The sequence below is a fragment of the Streptococcus infantis genome (assembly GCF_047464415.1).
Classification (GTDB): domain Bacteria; phylum Bacillota; class Bacilli; order Lactobacillales; family Streptococcaceae; genus Streptococcus; species Streptococcus infantis_AE.
Genome location: NZ_JASHBX010000003.1, coordinates 85,104 through 104,564, shown reverse-complemented (window position 1 = coordinate 104,564; position 19,461 = coordinate 85,104). Strand labels below are relative to the sequence as shown.

13 protein-coding genes and 1 pseudogene are annotated in these 19,461 nt (G+C 41.4%); 9 read left to right on the top strand and 5 right to left on the bottom strand.

Going from position 1 to position 19,461, the window contains the following annotated elements:
* Nucleotides 1-64 precede the first annotated feature (64 nt).
* Entirely contained in the window at nucleotides 65-1,327 is a 1,263-nt protein-coding gene (locus tag QM460_RS02800; protein ID WP_414289182.1) for an NRAMP family divalent metal transporter, read from the bottom strand.
* Between the two features lie 237 nt (nucleotides 1,328-1,564).
* On the opposite strand from QM460_RS02800, the gene QM460_RS02795 reads away from it, so the two are divergent.
* Nucleotides 1,565-1,774, top strand: a complete 210-nt coding sequence (locus QM460_RS02795) for a hypothetical protein (RefSeq protein WP_000040887.1) — start codon at nucleotides 1,565-1,567, stop codon at nucleotides 1,772-1,774.
* Between the two features lie 32 nt (nucleotides 1,775-1,806).
* Here QM460_RS02795 and QM460_RS02790 read toward each other — a convergent pair whose 3' ends face one another.
* The gene (locus QM460_RS02790; protein ID WP_000084856.1) at nucleotides 1,807-2,055 is read right to left on the bottom strand and encodes a hypothetical protein; all 249 of its coding nucleotides are present in this window, start codon (nucleotides 2,053-2,055) and stop codon (nucleotides 1,807-1,809) included.
* Between the two features lie 863 nt (nucleotides 2,056-2,918).
* Entirely contained in the window at nucleotides 2,919-4,610 is a 1,692-nt protein-coding gene (gene argS / locus QM460_RS02785; protein WP_414289181.1) for an arginine--tRNA ligase, read from the bottom strand.
* Nucleotides 4,611-4,752: 142 nt separating this feature from the next.
* On the opposite strand from argS, the gene argR reads away from it, so the two are divergent.
* Both argR and mutS read left to right on the top strand, forming a co-directional pair.
* The gene (gene argR, locus QM460_RS02780; protein ID WP_001231485.1) at nucleotides 4,753-5,199 is read left to right on the top strand and encodes an arginine repressor; all 447 of its coding nucleotides are present in this window, start codon (nucleotides 4,753-4,755) and stop codon (nucleotides 5,197-5,199) included.
* Between the two features lie 47 nt (nucleotides 5,200-5,246).
* Complete coding sequence (mutS, locus tag QM460_RS02775) at nucleotides 5,247-7,781, top strand: DNA mismatch repair protein MutS (protein WP_414289180.1); 2,535 nt, start codon at nucleotides 5,247-5,249, stop codon at nucleotides 7,779-7,781.
* A 40-nt stretch (nucleotides 7,782-7,821) separates the two neighbouring features.
* Here the strand turns inward: mutS and QM460_RS02770 are convergent, their stop codons facing one another.
* Nucleotides 7,822-8,280 carry a DUF3021 domain-containing protein gene (locus QM460_RS02770; protein ID WP_414289179.1) on the bottom strand — a complete coding sequence of 153 codons (459 nt, stop codon included), beginning with the start codon at nucleotides 8,278-8,280 and terminating at the stop codon, nucleotides 7,822-7,824.
* A complete protein-coding gene (locus QM460_RS02765) occupies nucleotides 8,277-8,717 on the bottom strand; it encodes a LytTR family DNA-binding domain-containing protein (protein WP_414289178.1) in 441 nt (146 codons plus the stop codon). Before QM460_RS02765 ends, QM460_RS02770 begins: the two co-directional genes overlap by 4 nt.
* Before the next feature lie 344 nt (nucleotides 8,718-9,061).
* On the opposite strand from QM460_RS02765, the gene rpsL reads away from it, so the two are divergent.
* The 6 genes and pseudogenes from rpsL (at nucleotide 9,062) to QM460_RS02735 (ending at nucleotide 19,431) form a co-directional block, all read left to right on the top strand.
* Nucleotides 9,062-9,478 (top strand): 30S ribosomal protein S12, encoded by a 417-nt coding sequence (gene rpsL, locus QM460_RS02760; protein ID WP_001142333.1) that lies wholly within the window; start codon nucleotides 9,062-9,064, stop codon nucleotides 9,476-9,478.
* 19 nt (nucleotides 9,479-9,497) lie between these two features.
* The gene (gene rpsG, locus QM460_RS02755; protein WP_000087876.1) at nucleotides 9,498-9,968 is read left to right on the top strand and encodes a 30S ribosomal protein S7; all 471 of its coding nucleotides are present in this window, start codon (nucleotides 9,498-9,500) and stop codon (nucleotides 9,966-9,968) included.
* Between the two features lie 278 nt (nucleotides 9,969-10,246).
* Entirely contained in the window at nucleotides 10,247-12,328 is a 2,082-nt protein-coding gene (fusA, locus tag QM460_RS02750; protein WP_223140517.1) for an elongation factor G, read from the top strand.
* Nucleotides 12,329-12,740: 412 nt separating this feature from the next.
* Nucleotides 12,741-13,147, top strand: a pseudogene (locus QM460_RS02745) (transposase); the annotation flags it as partial.
* Nucleotides 13,148-13,310: 163 nt separating this feature from the next.
* Nucleotides 13,311-14,891, top strand: coding sequence for an LPXTG cell wall anchor domain-containing protein (locus QM460_RS02740; RefSeq protein ID WP_414289177.1), 1,581 nt, complete (start codon nucleotides 13,311-13,313; stop codon nucleotides 14,889-14,891).
* A gap of 145 nt (nucleotides 14,892-15,036) precedes the next feature.
* Nucleotides 15,037-19,431: a PolC-type DNA polymerase III gene (locus QM460_RS02735; protein WP_414289176.1), complete on the top strand. Its 4,395-nt coding sequence runs from the start codon at nucleotides 15,037-15,039 to the stop codon at nucleotides 19,429-19,431.
* The last annotated feature ends 30 nt before the right edge of the window (nucleotides 19,432-19,461 follow it).

Here is a 19,461-nt window from a genome sequence, read left to right as displayed (position 1 = left end):
TTGGGCTTCTCAACTGCTTTTTGAATACGCAAAAAAGCACCCAAGGTGGGTGCTACTTTATAAACTAACCTGCTTTTCCGATAGCGAGTGCGTAGATAAAGAAGATTGCAAAACCAAATAGGAAAATCAGTCCTGCAATAGCGAGCAGTTTCAGCCAAGAAGGAAGGTTTTTGTTCTCACGTGTGACTAAGACATAGTTTAAAAGGGCAAAGAATGGTGTTGTGAGGAAAGAACCAATCATGGCAAAGCGAAGCATGGTTGACACTTGACCTGCAAAAAATTTGATAATAACAATACCAATGATAGCTGTGATGGTCATCCAGATTTTCAAAGATTTGCTATCGTCATTCTTTTGATTAGCTAGGAGACGAAGGGAAACCTGGTTAACACGAGAATAACCATCGATAACAGTGATAACTGTTCCAAAGATACAGAGGAAAGCGATAAAGGTGATTAAGTAACGAGACCATTCACCAAGTACAGAGGCATACATACCTACAAATTGAGAGATGTATTTGGCAGAAGCGGCTTCAACTGCTTGTCCTGTAGGATACTGAATAAGCGCTCCGAGTGCTACAAAGAATACTGCAAGAATGGCTGTTCCAATATAACCTACGTTAAAATCGAAAAGAGCATCTTCTGTATTAAAGTTGACAGTCTTTTTCTTTTCAGCAGACCAAAGTGAGTTAATGGCTGAAATTTCAATAGGTGCAGGCATCCATCCTAAGAGAGAAACGATAAAGGGAAGTGCAGCCATTTGCCAAGGTGTTTTTTCAACAAAATCAGAACTGTACTCTGGATGCTTAATAGCAGCAATAATAACTGCAAGAACAGTTGCAATGGTTAAGGCAGACATGATCCATTTTGCCATACCATCCAAAAGTTTGTAGCCTCCAAAGAGCAACATAGCCCAAATGATTGCCACAAGTATGAGAGACCATTGAGTGATGCTTAGTCCAATCATTGGAAATGCACTAGCGATGATGGCTGAACAAAGAATAGCAACACCAGCAGTATTGACCATAGCAGAAAAGACATTGAGTAGAAAGAAAATCCAGAGGTAAATTTTCCCTTTTTCAGCATAACCTTCGACTAAGGTTTTTCCAGTATCAGCAGTGTATTCAGCACCAAAACGGAAAAATGGATATTTAAAAACATTAGCTAATATGACCAAGAGTAGTAGGGACCAACCATAAGAACCACCAGCTTGAGTAGAAGATACGATATGTGATCCCCCTACAGCCGCAGAAGCCATTAAGATACCAGGTCCCATTGCTTTAAGTTTACTTGTCCATGTTGATTGGTTTAACGAAGAAACTTGTGACATAATTAATCTCCTATCATTAAATTTTCAGAATAATCTGGATATGTACTCTATTCTATAAAAAAATGATTAGAAAAGCAAGTGAATTTTGAAAATATTTTGAAAATAGTGAAAATAGTTTACAATGAAATAGAGAAAAAGTGATACCGTGCTTGCTTTAGTTCTAGAGTGAGCTATAATAGAGATAAAGATAAATAGAGCGATATTATGTAAAAATACTTAGTAGAAATGGATAAGGAAATGAGTAAACTACAGAAATCATTTTTAAAGTATATAAAACGCAAACCAAGCTTCAAGGATATTATGCTATGCAGTGCTTTGCTACTATTAGCGATTGCTCTGCTACTGTTCTCTGAGAAAATTTTTGATGAAGATGCAGCACCATTTGGAACCATGGTATCCTTAGGGATTGTTATCCTGGTAGAAATCTTAGCTGTCAGAAATAAATAAAAAGACTCGAGAAATGCATCTCGAATCCTTTTTCATTTTCTGATGTCTTCAACAATTTCCTTTGAAATCATGATTCCCAAACGATATCCCTTATTGATGTAGTCGATGACATCGTTGATGTTTTCTGTTGTTTGAATCTTTTCCTTGATAGTAGCGCGAAAAGATTCATCCTTTAACAGCTGTTCTTGTAGAAGTCTTTGTAGTTTTTCCTTTTCGTATTTGTTGATGAGAAAAAGAGCGACAAGACTGATGACAACTAAAATATAAGCATATTGGCTCATAAAATCTCTCCCTAAGTGATAAAGAAGTTAATAGCAAGAGAAAAGCGAAAAAGATTTTTCGCTTTTCAAGTAATGACAATATAGAAATTAGGCAAGTGATCGCTAATCTAAAATAGTAGATGTAATGCCCTCCGCCCCTAGTACCAAATAAAAGTCCTAGAGGTTTAGGATTGGTTGCTTAAGTCGCTTTGCAATTAAATAACTTCAGAATTACGACATTCATTCAACCAAATCAATATTATTTGGTTGAATGAATTAGTGAAGCGTTTAGGCAAGTCGCCTCATTTACGACGTCGTGGCCCTCTAAAGCGATTATATTTAGAGGCCATGACTAGTGAAGCACCTAGCCAAATCCCCTATAGGATTTAGCGTTAGTTATTTAGACTGCTTTACAATAAAGTGATTAAAAGTCTACGACATGAGCCTAACCAAATCGATATTATTTGGTTAGGTGAATTAGTGAAGCGTTTAGGCAATTCGCCTCATTTACGACGTCGTGGCCCTCTAAATAGATTATATTTAGGGGCCATGACTAGTGAAGCAGTTAGCTAGTCCGCATAAAAGCGGCTAGCGTCCAACAATTAGGAACTTTAGTTCCAGTAACTTTAAGATTACGACGTCTTTCGGTAGAAATCGATAATATTTCTATCGAAAGACTAGTGAAGCGCCTAGCCAAATTCCTTATAGGATTTGATGTTAGTTACTTAGATTGCTTTACAATAAAGTGATTAAAAGTCTACGACATGAGCCTAACCAAATCGATATTATTTGGTTAGGTGAATTAGTGAAGCGTTTAGGCAATTCGCCATATAGCGATTGCCGTCAAGAGACTAGGAACTTTAGTTCCAGTCTCTTGTAACGATTTACATCTTCTCTGGCGCCTCCACACCCAGCAGACGAAGTGCTTCTTTGAGGACAACCGCAGTTGCATAGCTGAGAGCTAGACGACTGTCGCGTTCTGGGCTTTCATCCAAGATGCGAGTGTGAGCGTAATATTTGTTAAAGGCTTGCGCTAAGCTAATTGCAAATTTAGCAATGATAGAAGGTTCAAAGTTATCTGCCGCACGGTTGATAATACGTGGGAAATCTTGGATGAGTTTAATGATTTCCCAGCTTTCAGCATCATTCAAGCTATAGTTGGCAGCTGTTTCTGGTTTGAAATCCGCTTTGCGTAAGATAGATTGGATACGAGCATAGGCGTATTGAACATAAGGGCCAGTCTCACCTTCAAAGGATACCATAGCTTCAAGGTCGAAGTCGTATCCATTTGTACGGTCGGTTTTAAGGTCATAGAATTTAATGGCTCCAACTCCAACAGCATGCGCCACCTGGTCTTTATTTTCAAGTTCCGGATTTTTGGCTTCAATTTGCGCTTTGGCACGGCTGATGGCTTCTGCGACAGTAGGCTCTAGCAAGATAACATTCCCTTTACGAGTAGAGAGTTTCTTCCCTTCTTTTGTTACCAATCCAAAAGGAACATGGACAATATCTTGACTCCAATCGTAACCCATCTCTTGCAAGACAGCCTTAAGCTGTTTAAAGTGAGCAGATTGTTCTTGACCAACGACATAGATAGATTTAGCAAATTGATATTCGTTTTTACGGTAAAGGGCAGCGGCCAAGTCACGTGTGATGTAGAGTGTTGCACCGTCAGATTTCTTGATAAGAGCTGGGTGTTCAATTCCATATTTTTCAAGATTAACAACTTGGGCTCCTTCTGACTCAACAAGAAGTCCTTTTTCAGAAAGGATATCTACAACTGCATCCATCTTGTCATTGTAGAAGGCTTCCCCGTTGTAGCTGTCGAATTCAACCTTCAATTCATTGTAAAGGCGGTTAAATTCCACCAAACTTTCATCACGGAACCATTGCCAAAGTGCGAGAGCTTCCTCGTCTCCATTCTCAAGTTTACGGAACCATTCGCGTGCTTCTTCATCCAAGCTAGGGTCATTTTCAGCTTCAGCATTGATGCGAACGTAGAGTTTAAGAAGTTCATCAATCGGATGAGCTTTTACAGCTTCTTCGTTGCCCCATTTTTTGTAGGCAACAATCAGCATTCCAAACTGTTTGCCCCAGTCTCCTAAATGGTTGACCTTGACTGTTTGATAACCGATTTTTTGGAAAATATGTGACAAGCTATCTCCGATAACAGTTGAGCGTAGGTGACCAATAGAGAATGGTTTAGCAATATTAGGACTAGACATGTCGATAACAACATTTTCTTGTTTACCAATATTTTGGTCAGCATAGTGTTCTTTTTCAGTGATAACAGCTTGTAATACTTGAGCAGAAATGGCATTTCTATCAAGGAAGAAGTTAACATAAGGTCCAGTAGCGACGACTTTTTCAAAGGCTTGGCTATTGATTTTTTCAGCGATATCTGCTGCAATCATTTGTGGAGCTTTTCTCTCAACTTTTGCTAGAGTAAAGGCAGGGAAGGCGATGTCTCCCATATCAGAGTTTTTGGGTTGTTCTAGTAAATTTAAAATAGCCTCTTGATCCAGGCTGTCAATGACGCTAGCCAATTCGCTAGCAATCAATTGTTTTGTATTCATTATAAACTCCTTTGGACTTTTCTTCTATTTTATCATAATTTTGAGGAATGATAAGAATTTTTTTGAAATATTCGGTTTTTTTGGTATAATGTTCTTATTAAATAGTTGTAAAATGTTATAAATATTCACTCGAGAGGATGTTATGAGAAAAAGAGAACGCCATCAGTTAATCAAACAAATGATCACTGAGGAAAAATTAGGGACTCAAAAGGAGATTCAAGATCGGTTGGAAGCACGCAATGTTTTTGTGACGCAAACGACATTGTCGCGTGACCTTCGCGAACTGGGCTTGACCAAGGTTAAGAAAAATGATAAGGTCTACTACGTACTAGCAAATGAGACAGAGAAGATTGACCTGGTTGAGTTTTTATCCCATCATTTGGAAGGTGTAGCAAGAGCTGAGTTTACCTTAGTTTTGCACACTAAATTGGGTGAAGCCGCAGTTTTAGCCAATGTTGTCGATGCCAACAAGGATGAATGGATTTTAGGAACAGTTGCGGGTGCCAATACTCTCTTGGTAATCTGCCGAGATCAGCATGTCGCTAAACTCATGGAAGATCGTTTGTTAGATTTGATGAAGGATAGATAAGGTCTTGGGAGTCTCTCTCAAGACTATTTTTAACAAGGAGAGAATGGATGACGACAGAAAAATTATCACCAGGCATGCAACAGTATGTGGATATCAAAAAACAATATCCAGATGCTTTTTTGCTCTTTCGTATGGGTGATTTTTATGAGTTATTTTACGAAGATGCAGTCAATGCTGCCCAGATACTAGAAATTTCATTAACCAGTCGCAATAAAAATGCTGACAATCCTATTCCCATGGCTGGAGTTCCCTATCACTCTGCTCAACAGTATATTGATGTCCTAGTTGAGCGTGGCTACAAGGTTGCCATTGCTGAGCAGATGGAGGATCCTAAGCAGGCAGTAGGGGTTGTTAAGCGTGAGGTTGTGCAGGTGATTACACCAGGTACAGTCGTTGATAGTAGTAAACCAGATAGTCAAAACAACTTTTTGGTGGCTATCGACCGTGACGGTCAGCAATTTGGTTTGGCATACATGGACTTAGTGACGGGTGATTTATATGTGACAGGTTTATTGGATTTTACCCTGGTCTGTGGTGAAATCCGAAATCTTAAGGCAAGAGAAGTTGTCATCGGCTATGCCTTAACTGAAGAGGAAGAACAGATTCTCAGCCGTCAAATGAATTTGGTGCTTTCTTATGAGCAAGAATTATTTGAAGACATACATCTGCTGGATCCACGCTTGGCGCCTATTGAACAAGCTGCCAGCAGTAAGCTTCTTCAGTATGTTCATCGGACTCAGATGAGAGAGCTCAACCACTTGAAGCCAGTTGTCCGTTATGAAATTAAGGATTTCTTGCAGATGGATTATGCAACCAAGGCTAGTTTAGATCTAGTAGAAAATGCTCGTTCTGGCAAGAAACAAGGGAGTCTTTTCTGGTTGCTAGATGAAACTAAGACTGCCATGGGAATGCGTCTTTTGCGCTCTTGGATCCACCGTCCCTTGATTGACAAGGATCGTATCCTTGAACGTCAGGAGGTTGTACAGGTCTTTCTGGATCATTTCTTTGAACGTAGTGATTTGACAGAAAGCCTAAAGGGAGTCTACGATATTGAGCGCCTGGCTAGTCGTGTGTCTTTTGGGAAAAGTAATCCTAAAGACCTCTTGCAATTAGCGACTACCTTGGGAAGTGTTCCTCGAATTCGGGCAATTTTAGAAGGAATGGAGCAACCAGCTCTAGCTTATCTAATTGAACAACTGGATGCTATTCCTGAGTTGGAAAATCTCATTAGTGCAGCCATTGCCCCTGAGGCTCCTCATGTGATTACCGAAGGCGGTATTATTCGGACTGGCTTTGATGAGACCTTGGACAAGTATCGTCGGGTACTGAGAGAAGGAACCAGCTGGATTGCTGAGATTGAGGCCAAGGAAAGAGAAAATTCTGGCATCAGTACGCTCAAGATTGACTACAATAAAAAAGACGGCTACTATTTCCATGTGACCAATTCGCAGCTTGGTAACGTACCAGCCCACTTTTTCCGTAAGGCTACGCTAAAAAACTCTGAACGTTTCGGGACAGAGGAGTTGGCTCGTATCGAAGGAGAAATGTTAGAAGCGCGTGAGAAATCAGCCAATCTTGAATACGAAATTTTTATGCGGATCCGTGAGGAGGTTGGCAAGTATATCCAACGCCTGCAAGCCCTAGCCCAAGGAATCGCTACTGTCGATGTCTTACAAGGTTTGGCAGTGGTAGCAGAAAATCAACACCTGATTCGGCCAGAGTTCGGAGAGGATTCACGAATTGACATCCAAAAGGGACGTCACGCAGTTGTTGAGAAGGTCATGGGAGCCCAAACCTATATTCCCAACAGCATCCAAATGGGTGAAGATACTAGCATCCAGCTGATTACAGGGCCTAATATGAGCGGGAAGTCAACCTATATGCGTCAGCTAGCTATGACAGCAGTCATGGCCCAGATAGGATCTTATGTTCCGGCAGAAAGTGCTCACTTGCCTATCTTTGATGCGATTTTTACCCGTATCGGGGCAGCAGATGACTTGGTTTCCGGTCAGTCAACCTTTATGGTCGAGATGATGGAAGCTAATAATGCTATTGCACATGCTACTGAAAAATCCCTGATTCTCTTTGATGAGCTTGGACGCGGAACGGCAACTTATGATGGCATGGCCTTGGCCCAGGCAATTATCGAGTATATTCATGAACATATCGGAGCCAAGACTCTCTTTGCGACTCATTACCATGAATTGACTAGTTTGGAGACTAGTCTAGGACATCTGGTTAACGTTCACGTAGCTACGCTTGAGCAAAATGGACAGGTTACCTTCCTTCACAAGATCGAAGCAGGACCAGCTGACAAATCATACGGTATTCACGTAGCTAAGATTGCAGGTTTACCGGCAGACTTGCTGAAAAGAGCAGATGAAATTTTAACGCAATTAGAGAGTCAAGGTCAGGAAAGTCCTGCTCCAATGAAACAAACACATGCAGTCTCTGAACAAATTTCCCTATTTGACTCGGCGGAAGAAAATCCTATCCTAGCAGAATTGGCTAAAGTAGATGTGTACAATATGACACCGATGCAAGCCATGAACCTCTTGTTAGAATGGAAACAAAAATTATAAATCAAAACCCACTCAGTCCTGTGAGTGGGTTTCTGTTGTATTATTTCTTCTGAGCCAATAATTGGTTGATGTGGGCAACCTTCTTTGATTCTCTTTTATAAAGAATCGCCCAGATGATGAGATAGACGATGGCAAACTCTGGGATGAGTTGAAGGATGAAAGTCCAGCGAAGTGGAAACCAACCTGCCAGAATTGCTAGAGGAACAAAACCTAATAGCATGAGGAAGAAGTGAGTGACAGTCGCACGAAGAAGGCTCCAGTCTTTGGCAAAGAGACGGCTACCAAAACTAAAGAGGACTCCGATAGCTGCCCAGATAAGTGCACAGTAGAGTAAAACTAGAGCGCCATGTACCTGTTGTTGGATCATGAATTGGCCAATCAAAGAGTTGGGGCTAAGTGGTGCGTAGTTGCTTGGTGAAAAGATAAAAGAAAAGATAATAGATAGGATGAGGCCGATGAGGATACCAGTTGTGGCATCGTGAAATACTTGTTTTTTCATAGTTCTAATTTCTCCTTAATAGTTTTGAGGTAACGGCGAGATGAGTAGGTGAAACTTTCGTTTTTTAGATAGATTTCAATCAAGCCGTTAGAGGTTAGTTTTAGATGACTAATAGCATCGATGTTGACAATTTCCGATTGGGAAATTTGGATAAAGGAAGCAGGTAGAATTTCACTTGCTTGGTAAAGACGAATGTCGAGAGCGTAGGTTCGACTATCAGTTTCAGCCAAAACTTTACGATTTTCAATGTAAATTCGCTGGATTTTGCTAATCTGAATCAAGTAGACCTGGTCTTGAAATTTTCCTTTAAGAGTTTCGTTTTGCTCCAGTGATTGAACAAAGTCTTGAACTTTTTGAACTCTAGGGGACAAAGATGGTGCTTCTATGATGATTTGTTCTTCGGCGTATTGTTGATCAATGTCAAGTCTAACTTTCATATTTTCTCCTTTGTAAAAGTTGTAATAGAGATCTCTTACTTACAAATCTATTAAACACCATTTTGTTGACAATTACAAGAAGCTTTGTCTATGTGGTCGGTTGAAGAGTCTATCTGGCAGGTGACCGTTTTCATAGAATTTTTAGAGCAAAGAAGTCAAAAAATAAGAAGAAATATATTGACAAAAATAGAAAAAACGTGGTACAATAATAGACGGTACTTTTTACTTTTGGTCTCTCAAGAGTGTACAGGGACGTGCTGACAAATGTTGCAAAAGTACACACAGATGATAGCTGTCACCAAGTGTATCATCACCAAAAATAAAAAAAACACAGGAGAATGTAGATGCCTACAATTAACCAATTGGTTCGCAAACCGCGTAAATCAAAAGTAGAAAAATCTAAATCACCAGCTTTGAACGTTGGTTACAACAGTCATAAAAAAGTTCAAACAAACGTTTCTTCACCACAAAAACGTGGTGTTGCAACTCGTGTTGGAACAATGACACCTAAAAAACCTAACTCTGCCCTTCGTAAATTTGCTCGTGTACGTTTGAGCAACCTTATCGAAGTTACTGCCTACATCCCAGGTATCGGACACAACTTGCAAGAGCACAGCGTGGTGCTTCTTCGTGGTGGACGTGTAAAAGACCTTCCAGGGGTACGTTACCATATCGTCCGTGGTGCACTTGATACTGCAGGTGTTAACGATCGTAAACAAGGCCGTTCTAAATACGGTACTAAACGTCCGAAAAAAGCATAAGGAAAGGGGATAAAGAGAAATGAGTCGTAAAAATAGAGCTCCAAAACGTGACGTATTGCCAGATCCGCTTTACAATTCACAATTAGTTACTCGTCTTATCAACCGCGTTATGCTTGACGGTAAACGTGGTACAGCTGCTTCAATCGTTTACGGTGCTTTTGAACAAATCAAAGAAGTTACTGGTAACGATGCACTTGAAGTATTTGAAACAGCTATGGAAAACATCATGCCTGTACTTGAAGTACGTGCACGTCGTGTTGGTGGTTCTAACTACCAAGTCCCAGTTGAAGTTCGTCCAGAACGTCGTACAACACTTGGACTTCGTTGGTTGGTAACAATCGCTCGCCTTCGTGGTGAACACACAATGCAAGACCGTCTTGCAAAAGAAATCTTGGATGCTGCTAACAACACTGGTGCAGCAGTTAAGAAACGTGAAGACACTCACCGTATGGCTGAAGCTAACCGTGCCTTCGCACACTTCCGTTGGTAAAATCATGATGCTAGGAACGGTAAGGATGCAAGGTGAAAATAGGAAACTGACGCAGTATTCGATGAATACAAGGAAGTTTATCTTTTTCACACAGCATCCCGTTCCGGCTCAAATCGGCTAATTAACTTTAGCTCGAGTACAACTCAACTTACCATTTCGTAAGTTGAAACCAACCATAACAAGATAAACATTGAGAACGGGTAGGTCCTGCCTATCCGTTTTTATTAAATCGTGTTATAATAAAATAGAAATAAAAAAATATAGGAGAAACAAACCTCATGGCACGCGAATTTTCACTTGAAAAAACTCGTAATATCGGTATCATGGCTCACGTCGATGCTGGTAAAACAACTACTACTGAGCGTATCCTTTACTACACTGGTAAAATCCACAAAATCGGTGAAACTCACGAAGGTGCGTCACAAATGGACTGGATGGAGCAAGAGCAAGAACGTGGTATCACTATCACATCTGCTGCGACAACAGCTCAATGGAACAACCACCGCGTAAATATCATCGACACACCAGGACACGTAGACTTCACAATCGAAGTACAACGTTCTCTTCGTGTATTGGACGGTGCGGTTACAGTTCTTGACTCACAATCAGGTGTTGAGCCTCAAACTGAAACAGTTTGGCGTCAAGCAACTGAGTACGGAGTTCCACGTATCGTATTTGCCAACAAAATGGACAAAATTGGTGCTGACTTCCTTTACTCAGTAAGCACACTTCACGATCGTCTTCAAGCAAACGCACACCCAATTCAATTGCCAATCGGTTCTGAAGATGACTTCCGTGGTATCATCGACTTGATCAAGATGAAAGCTGAAATCTATACTAACGACCTTGGTACAGATATCCTTGAAGAAGACATCCCAGCTGAATACCTTGAGCAAGCTCAAGAATACCGTGAAAAATTGATCGAAGCAGTTGCTGAAACTGATGAAGATTTGATGATGAAATACCTCGAAGGTGAAGAAATCACTAACGAAGAATTGAAAGCTGGTATCCGTAAAGCAACTATCAACGTTGAATTCTTCCCAGTATTGTGTGGTTCTGCCTTCAAGAACAAAGGTGTTCAATTGATGCTTGATGCGGTTATCGACTACCTTCCAAGCCCACTTGATATCCCAGCGATCAAGGGTATTAACCCAGATACAGATGAAGAAGAAACTCGTCCAGCATCTGATGAAGAGCCATTTGCAGCTCTTGCCTTCAAGATCATGACTGACCCATTCGTAGGTCGTTTGACATTCTTCCGTGTTTACTCAGGTGTTCTTCAATCAGGTTCTTACGTATTGAACACTTCTAAAGGTAAACGTGAACGTATCGGACGTATCCTTCAAATGCACGCTAACAGCCGTCAAGAAATCGACACTGTTTACTCAGGTGATATCGCTGCTGCCGTTGGTTTGAAAGACACTACAACTGGTGACTCATTGACAGATGAAAAAGCTAAAATCATCCTTGAGTCAATCAACGTTCCAGAACCAGTTATCCAATTGATGGTTGAGCCTAAATCTAAAGCAGACCAAGACAAGATGGGTATCGCCCTTCAAAAATTGGCTGAAGAAGATCCAACATTCCGCGTTGAAACAAACGTTGAAACTGGTGAAACAGTTATCTCTGGTATGGGTGAGCTTCACCTTGACGTCCTTGTTGACCGTATGCGTCGTGAATTCAAAGTTGAAGCGAACGTAGGTGCTCCTCAAGTATCTTACCGTGAAACATTCCGTGCTCCTACTCAAGCACGTGGATTCTTCAAACGTCAGTCTGGTGGTAAAGGTCAGTTCGGTGATGTATGGATTGAATTTACTCCAAACGAAGAAGGAAAAGGATTCGAATTCGAAAACGCAATCGTCGGTGGTGTGGTTCCTCGTGAATTTATCCCAGCGGTTGAAAAAGGTTTGGTAGAATCTATGGCTAACGGTGTTCTTGCTGGTTATCCAATGGTTGACGTTAAAGCTAAGCTTTACGATGGTTCATACCACGATGTCGACTCATCTGAAACTGCCTTCAAGATCGCTGCATCTCTTGCACTTAAAGAAGCTGCTAAGACTGCACAACCAGCTATCCTTGAACCAATGATGCTTGTAACAATCACTGTTCCAGAAGAAAACCTTGGTGATGTTATGGGTCACGTAACTGCTCGTCGTGGACGTGTAGATGGTATGGAAGCACACGGTAACAGCCAAATCGTTCGTGCTTACGTTCCACTTGCTGAAATGTTCGGTTACGCAACAGTTCTTCGTTCTGCATCACAAGGACGTGGTACATTCATGATGGTATTCGACCACTACGAAGATGTACCTAAGTCAGTACAAGAAGAAATCATTAAGAAAAACAAAGGTGAAGAATAATTCACCGTCACTTTAAAAGAAGTCACTTTGTGGCTTCTTTTTCGGCTCTTTGTCAGCTGTTGTGGGTTGAATAAAAGCTAACATCTGAGTCTAGGACAATAGTCCCTTGTCTCCCAAAAAAGCAACGGTTTTTGCCGTTGCTTTTTGCATGTTTGCGATAGTCTTTGTAAAATAGAATTTCACAATAAACCATTTAGAAAAGCTATTCCATGCATATTCACTATAACAAAAATCAAACAACTTTACCACGAGAAATCAGTTCATTCTTGCCACAAGATCATCTCGTTTTACTATTGAAAAAGTGGTGAATACCTTGGAGGATCGTCACGTCCACGCCTTCTATCACGCCTTTAGTCGCCGTCCTATCACCCTAAAATGCTTTTATCTACTCTTTTGTTTGCCTATTCACAAGGGATTTTCTCTGAAAGATAAGTTAATAAGAGGTAAAGTATCTGGAAGAAGGTATCAGAGGATTTCTTTGGTTGCAGGGCTAATAAATGGCGAGTTAATCGCTCCAATGACTTACGAAGAGACGATGACGAGCGACTTTTTTGAAGCTTGGTTTCAGAAGTTTCTCTTACCAACATTAAACACACCATCAGTTATTATTATTATGGATAATGCAAGATTCCATAGAATGGGTAAGCTAGAGCTCTTATGTGAAGAATTTGGGCATGAACTTTTACCTCTTCCTCCCTACTCACCTGAGTACAATCCTATTGAGAAGAAATGGGCTCATGTTAAAAAGCATCTCAAAAAGGTATTACCAATTGCAATACTTTTTCCGAGGCTCTTTTATCTTATTCTTGTTTCAATTGAATATAAAAATTCTAAAAAGTGTTGACAATGGGTTTCTCATTTTTTTACTGAAGTAATCTGGACGTAAAAATATTTTAAAAAAGTGCTAAAAAAGGCTTGACAAAGGGATTCGGGGGGGGGGTATACTAAAGGTGATACATTTTAAATAATGAGGAGATACAAGATGTCAAGAATAAAGCGTTATAAACATGATCGAAAAAAGGCTATTAAGTTGGAGAAATTTGCTTTGCTCGGTCTAGCAGCCGTGACAGTCGGTGTAGCTGGAACAGCCCTTGTACATGCAGAGGAAACTGTAACGGAACCATCAAAGAGCTTAGTCGATACTCCAAAGTCCAAGGAAAAGGAGCAAACAGCAGAAAAAAATACAAACTCTACTGTGGAAACTTCTAGTCAACTACTAGATAAAGAAAAGAAGACGGTTGAGGGAGAGAAACCAGCTTTGCAAACAGTTTCTTTTGATGTGGTTGAAGTATATTACGTTTTCCAACCTGGCGGTCGGGGAACTGCTGAATTGTCCCGCAAAACAATCACTCTCAAGCCAGGAGAAAGCTATACTTTGCAGGCAAATACCTATAAGGATTTTGTGCTTTTTGATTATAAGGGATTCGATGATTATGAGGAAAACCTTAAGAATATCGGCAGAACCATTACCAATGACGGCTCTGAGCAAATCCAAAAGGAGTATATTATCACCTTCAAAGAAATTATGCGAGAAGTTCCAGACCCTACAGATCCGACTAGTCCAGATATAACTACGATTCCTGAAAAACGAGAATTTTTAAGGGTAAACCATGCTATAGATGTGGACGAGAGTGGTAGGGCAAGGCATCATGGATTAACGAGGGTTTATAGCGTTCCTGCTGGAAAACGTTTTAATCCCAAGGATCTATCCAATCCAGCCTATGGGACTTTGTTGAAGTATGAATTGCACACCAACAGTAGCATAGGAGGTGTCGCATTCTTAAGTTTATACTACAAATCTCACCCCAAGGAGACACTCGTTTCTCCTACGACGAACGTCTCTGTATCTCTAACAGGAGCAGATGTTGCTGCGGTTGATAAGATCATAGCGGACAAGGTTTTAGATACCAATATTCTGGCTAAACTTCCAGCAGAACTTCCAGCTAAAAATGTTGAACTTTACGATGTTAAGACTCAAAAGGCAGATGGTAGTTTTGTACAAATCACAGGAGAAGCAACTGTAACGATACCTGTGGATCCTAGTCGTAAAGTAGGAAAGGTTATCTACTTCTTACCAGAAACAGGAGCAGTTGAGGAACTGCCGTTTGAATTGAGTGCTGATGGAAAATATGTTCATTTCAAAGTTTCTCACTTCTCAAATTATGGGGTTGTTTATCAATCTCAAAACACTGAGAAACCAAATCCACAGCCAGATCCAGCACCACAGCCGAACCCAGCACCGCAACCAGATCCAGCACCGCAGCCGAATCCTGCACCTCAACCAGATCCAGCACCACAGCCGAATCCTGCACCACAACCGGAACTAAACTTGAAACCTCAGGATAATGGTAAGAATAAGGATTCTAGGAGTCTGTCTGAGGAGCCGAAAAAAATTGAAGATGTGAAGTCTGGTCCATCTAAGAAAGAAATAGAAAAGACTGAAGATAAAGAAAAAGCTTTACCAAAAACAGGAGAAAGTAGCGGTCTTTTAGGATCGGTTGGAGCAGTATTACTAGGAATGATGACGCTTCTTAAATTCTCTTTCAAGAAGAAAAGAAACTAGTGTTTATTAAAAAAAGTCGAATAAAAGCTAACATCTGGAGAGGACAATCGTTGTCCTCTCCATTTTTATATTGGCTCTTTGGTAGAAATAGGAAAAAGTGCCTTAAATATGGTAAAATAGAGGGAGTATATTGTGAGGAAAATGGATGTCAACCACTTTTGAAATTTTAATGAATCAGTTGGGAATCCCCGCTGAAATGAGAAATCATGTGGCCTTCTCTCAGGCTAAAATAGAACAAGTCATTGTTCATAAACGAAGCAAAGTTTGGGAGTTTCATTTTGTTTTTGAAAATATCTTGCCTTTTGAACTTTTTCTAGAGTTGAAAAGAGGCTTGAAGGAAGAATTCTCAAAAACGGGAAATCAGGCTAGTTTTGAGATAAAAACGCGAAATCAGGAATTTTCTAGAGAACTTTTACAAGCCTACTATCGAGAGGCTTTTTCGGATGGTCCTTGCGCTAGTCAAGGTTTTCGTTCTATATATCAGAATTTTCAGGTTCGCTTTGAAAATGACCAGTTAATCATTGAAGCTTCTGAAGCCGCAGATACTGAGCATTTTAGAAAAAATCATCTGCCAAATCTTAGCAAACAGTTGGAACACTTTGGTTTTCCCAAACTTTCCTGCAGTTTAGAAAAAAATGAAGAACTCACGAGGGAAGAGCAAGAGGCCTTTCAGACGGAAAATCAAATGATTATCCAAGCTGCTAATGAAGAAACACTTCGGGCTATGGAACAATTGGAACAGATGGCGCCACCACCTCCAGTAGAGGATAAGCCTGTCTTTGATTTCCAAGCCAAGAAAGCAGCTGCCAAGCCAAAACTAGACAAGGCAGAGATTACTCCAATGATTGAGGTTAATACTGAGGAAAATCGTCTGGTTTTTGAAGGAGTTGTCTTTGATGTCGAGCAGAAGGTGACTAGAACGGGTCGTGTCTTGATTAACTTCAAGATGACGGACTATACTTCTAGTTTCTCTATGCAAAAATGGGTCAAGAATGAAGAAGAAGCCCAAAAATTTGACATGATTAAGAAAAATTCTTGGCTCCGTGTTCGTGGGAATGTTGAGGTCAATAATTTTACACGGGATTTGACCATGAATGTGCAAGATGTCCAGGAAGTCGTCCATTATGAACGGAAAGACTTGATGCCAGAGGGAGAACGTCGTGTTGAGTTCCATGCGCATACCAATATGTCGACCATGGATGCTCTACCTGAAGTCGAAGAACTCGTTGCGAAAGCTGCTAAATGGGGACACAAGGCGGTAGCAATCACGGACCATGGGAATGTTCAATCCTTCCCTCATGGCTATAAGGCGGCTAAGAAAGCTGGAATCCAGCTGATCTATGGGATGGAAGCCAATATCGTTGAAGACCGTGTACCTATCGTCTATAATGAAGTTGAGATGGATTTGTCTGAAGCAACCTATGTAGTCTTTGACGTGGAAACGACTGGACTTTCAGCTATCTATAATGACTTGATTCAGGTCGCAGCTTCTAAGATGTATAAGGGCAATATCGTAGCTGAATTTGATGAATTTATCAATCCAGGGCACCCCTTATCGGCCTTTACGACAGAATTGACGGGAATTACGGATGACCATGTAAAAAATGCCAAACCCTTGGTTCAAGTTCTGAAAGAATTCCAAGAATTTTGTAAGGATACCGTTCTTGTCGCCCACAATGCAACCTTTGACGTTGGCTTTATGAATGCCAACTATGAACGTCACGGTCTACCAAAAATTAGTCAACCTGTCATCGATACGCTAGAATTCGCAAGAAATCTCTATCCTGAGTATAAACGTCATGGTCTAGGACCTTTGACCAAGCGTTTTGGAGTTGCCCTAGAACACCATCACATGGCCAACTATGATGCGGAAGCAACTGGCCGTCTGCTTTTCATCTTTATCAAGGAAGTGGCAGAAAAGCATGGCGTGACAGATTTAGCTAGATTGAATATTGATTTAATCAGTCCGGACTCTTATAAAAAAGCTCGCGTCAAGCATGCAACTATCTATGTAAAAAATCAAGTGGGCTTGAAAAATATCTTTAAGCTGGTTTCTCTGTCAAATACTCAGTATTTTGAAGGAGTACCACGGATTCCACGTACGGTACTGGATGCCCATCGAGAAGGTTTAATCTTGGGTTCTGCTTGTACAGAAGGGGAAGTTTTTGATGCAGTCGTTTCCCAAGGAGTAGATGCGGCAGTCGAAGTGGCTAAATACTATGACTTTATCGAGGTGATGCCTCCTGCTATCTATGCACCTTTGATTGCCAAAGAGCAGGTCAAGGACATGGAGGAACTCCAGACCATCATCAAGAGCCTGATAGAGGTTGGAGATCGCCTTGGGAAACCCGTTCTTGCGACAGGAAATGTCCACTATCTCGAACCCGAGGATGAGATTTATCGTGAAATCATCGTGCGAAGTCTAGGTCAGGGAGCTATGATTAACCGAACTATCGGCCATGGAGAAGCTGCCCAACCAGCTCCGCTACCAAAGGCGCATTTTAGAACAACCAATGAAATGTTGGATGAGTTTGCCTTTCTAGGGGAAGACTTGGCTCGCAAGATTGTTATTGAAAATACCAATGCCTTGGCAGAAATCTTTGAACCTGTGGAGGTTGTAAAGGGTGATTTATACACACCTTTCATTGACAAAGCCGAAGAAACAGTTGCTGAATTAACCTATAAAAAAGCCTTTGAAATCTATGGAAATCCACTCCCAGATATCGTTGATTTACGGATTGAAAAAGAATTGACTTCTATCCTAGGGAATGGTTTCGCCGTGATTTATCTGGCTTCACAGATGCTAGTGCACCGTTCCAATGAACGAGGTTACTTGGTTGGTTCCCGTGGGTCTGTTGGATCCAGTTTCGTTGCGACCATGATTGGAATTACCGAGGTTAATCCGCTATCGCCTCACTATGTCTGTGGTCAGTGTCAGTACAGTGAGTTTATCACGGATGGTTCTTACGGTTCAGGATTTGATATGCCAGATAAAGACTGTCCTAACTGTGGTCACAAGCTCAGCAAAAATGGACAGGACATTCCTTTCGAGACCTTCCTTGGTTTTGATGGGGATAAGGTTCCCGATATCGATTTGAACTTCTCAGGTGAGGACCAGCCGAGTGCCCACTTGGATGTTCGTGATATCTTTGGGGAAGAATATGCCTTCCGTGCAGGAACGGTTGGTACGGTGGCTGCTAAGACAGCTTATGGATTTGTCAAGGGTTACGAGCGTGACTATGGCAAGTTCTACCGTGAAGCTGAAGTAGAGCGCCTAGCCCAAGGAGCTGCTGGTGTTAAACGGACGACCGGTCAGCACCCAGGGGGAATCGTTGTTATTCCAAACTATATGGACGTCTATGACTTTACACCGGTTCAATATCCAGCAGATGATGTGACCGCTGAATGGCAGACTACTCACTTTAACTTCCACGATATCGACGAGAACGTCCTCAAGCTCGATGTCCTAGGACATGATGATCCGACCATGATTCGGAAACTTCAGGACTTATCAGGCATTGATCCAAATGATATTCCTATGGATGACCCTGGTGTCATGGCCCTCTTCTCAGGAACCGATATTCTGGGAGTGACGCCTGATCAAATCGGGACTTCAACTGGTATGCTTGGTATTCCAGAGTTTGGGACCAACTTTGTTCGTGGAATGGTGGATGAAACCCATCCGACGACCTTTGCGGAGTTGCTTCAGCTTTCTGGTCTGTCTCACGGTACCGACGTTTGGTTGGGAAATGCCCAAGACTTAATTAAGGCTGGAATTGCGGACCTGTCAACCGTTATCGGATGTCGGGATGACATCATGGTTTACCTCATGCACGCTGGTCTAGATCCAAAGATGGCCTTTACCATCATGGAGCGAGTGCGTAAGGGAATGTGGCTCAAAATATCGGAAGAAGAGCGCAATGGGTATATCGAAGCTATGAAGGCCAACAATGTACCTGAATGGTACATCGAATCTTGTGGGAAAATCAAGTATATGTTCCCTAAAGCCCACGCGGCAGCCTACGTTATGATGGCCTTGCGTGTAGCCTACTTCAAGGTTCACCATCCGATTTATTATTACTGTGCTTACTTCTCCATCCGTGCCAAAGCTTTTGATATCAAGACCATGGGTGCAGGCTTGGATGCTATCAAACACAAGATGCAAGAAATTGCTGAAAAGCGCAAGAACAATGAAGCTTCCAACGTGGAAATCGACCTCTATACAACGCTTGAAATCGTCAATGAGATGTGGGAACGTGGCTTCAAATTTGGGAAGTTGGACCTCTATCGTAGTGATGCAACTGAATTCATCATCGATGGAGACACCCTCATCCCACCGTTTGTCGCTATGGATGGTCTAGGGGAGAACGTTGCTAAGCAATTGGTTCGTGCTCGTCAAGAAGGTGAGTTCCTCTCTAAAACCGAACTACGCAAGCGAGGTGGACTTTCCTCAACTTTAGTTGAAAAGATGGATGAAATGGGAATTCTGGGCAATATGCCAGAGGACAACCAGTTGAGTCTGTTTGATGATTTGTTTTAAATAAAAATTAACAGACGGACAAATATTGTC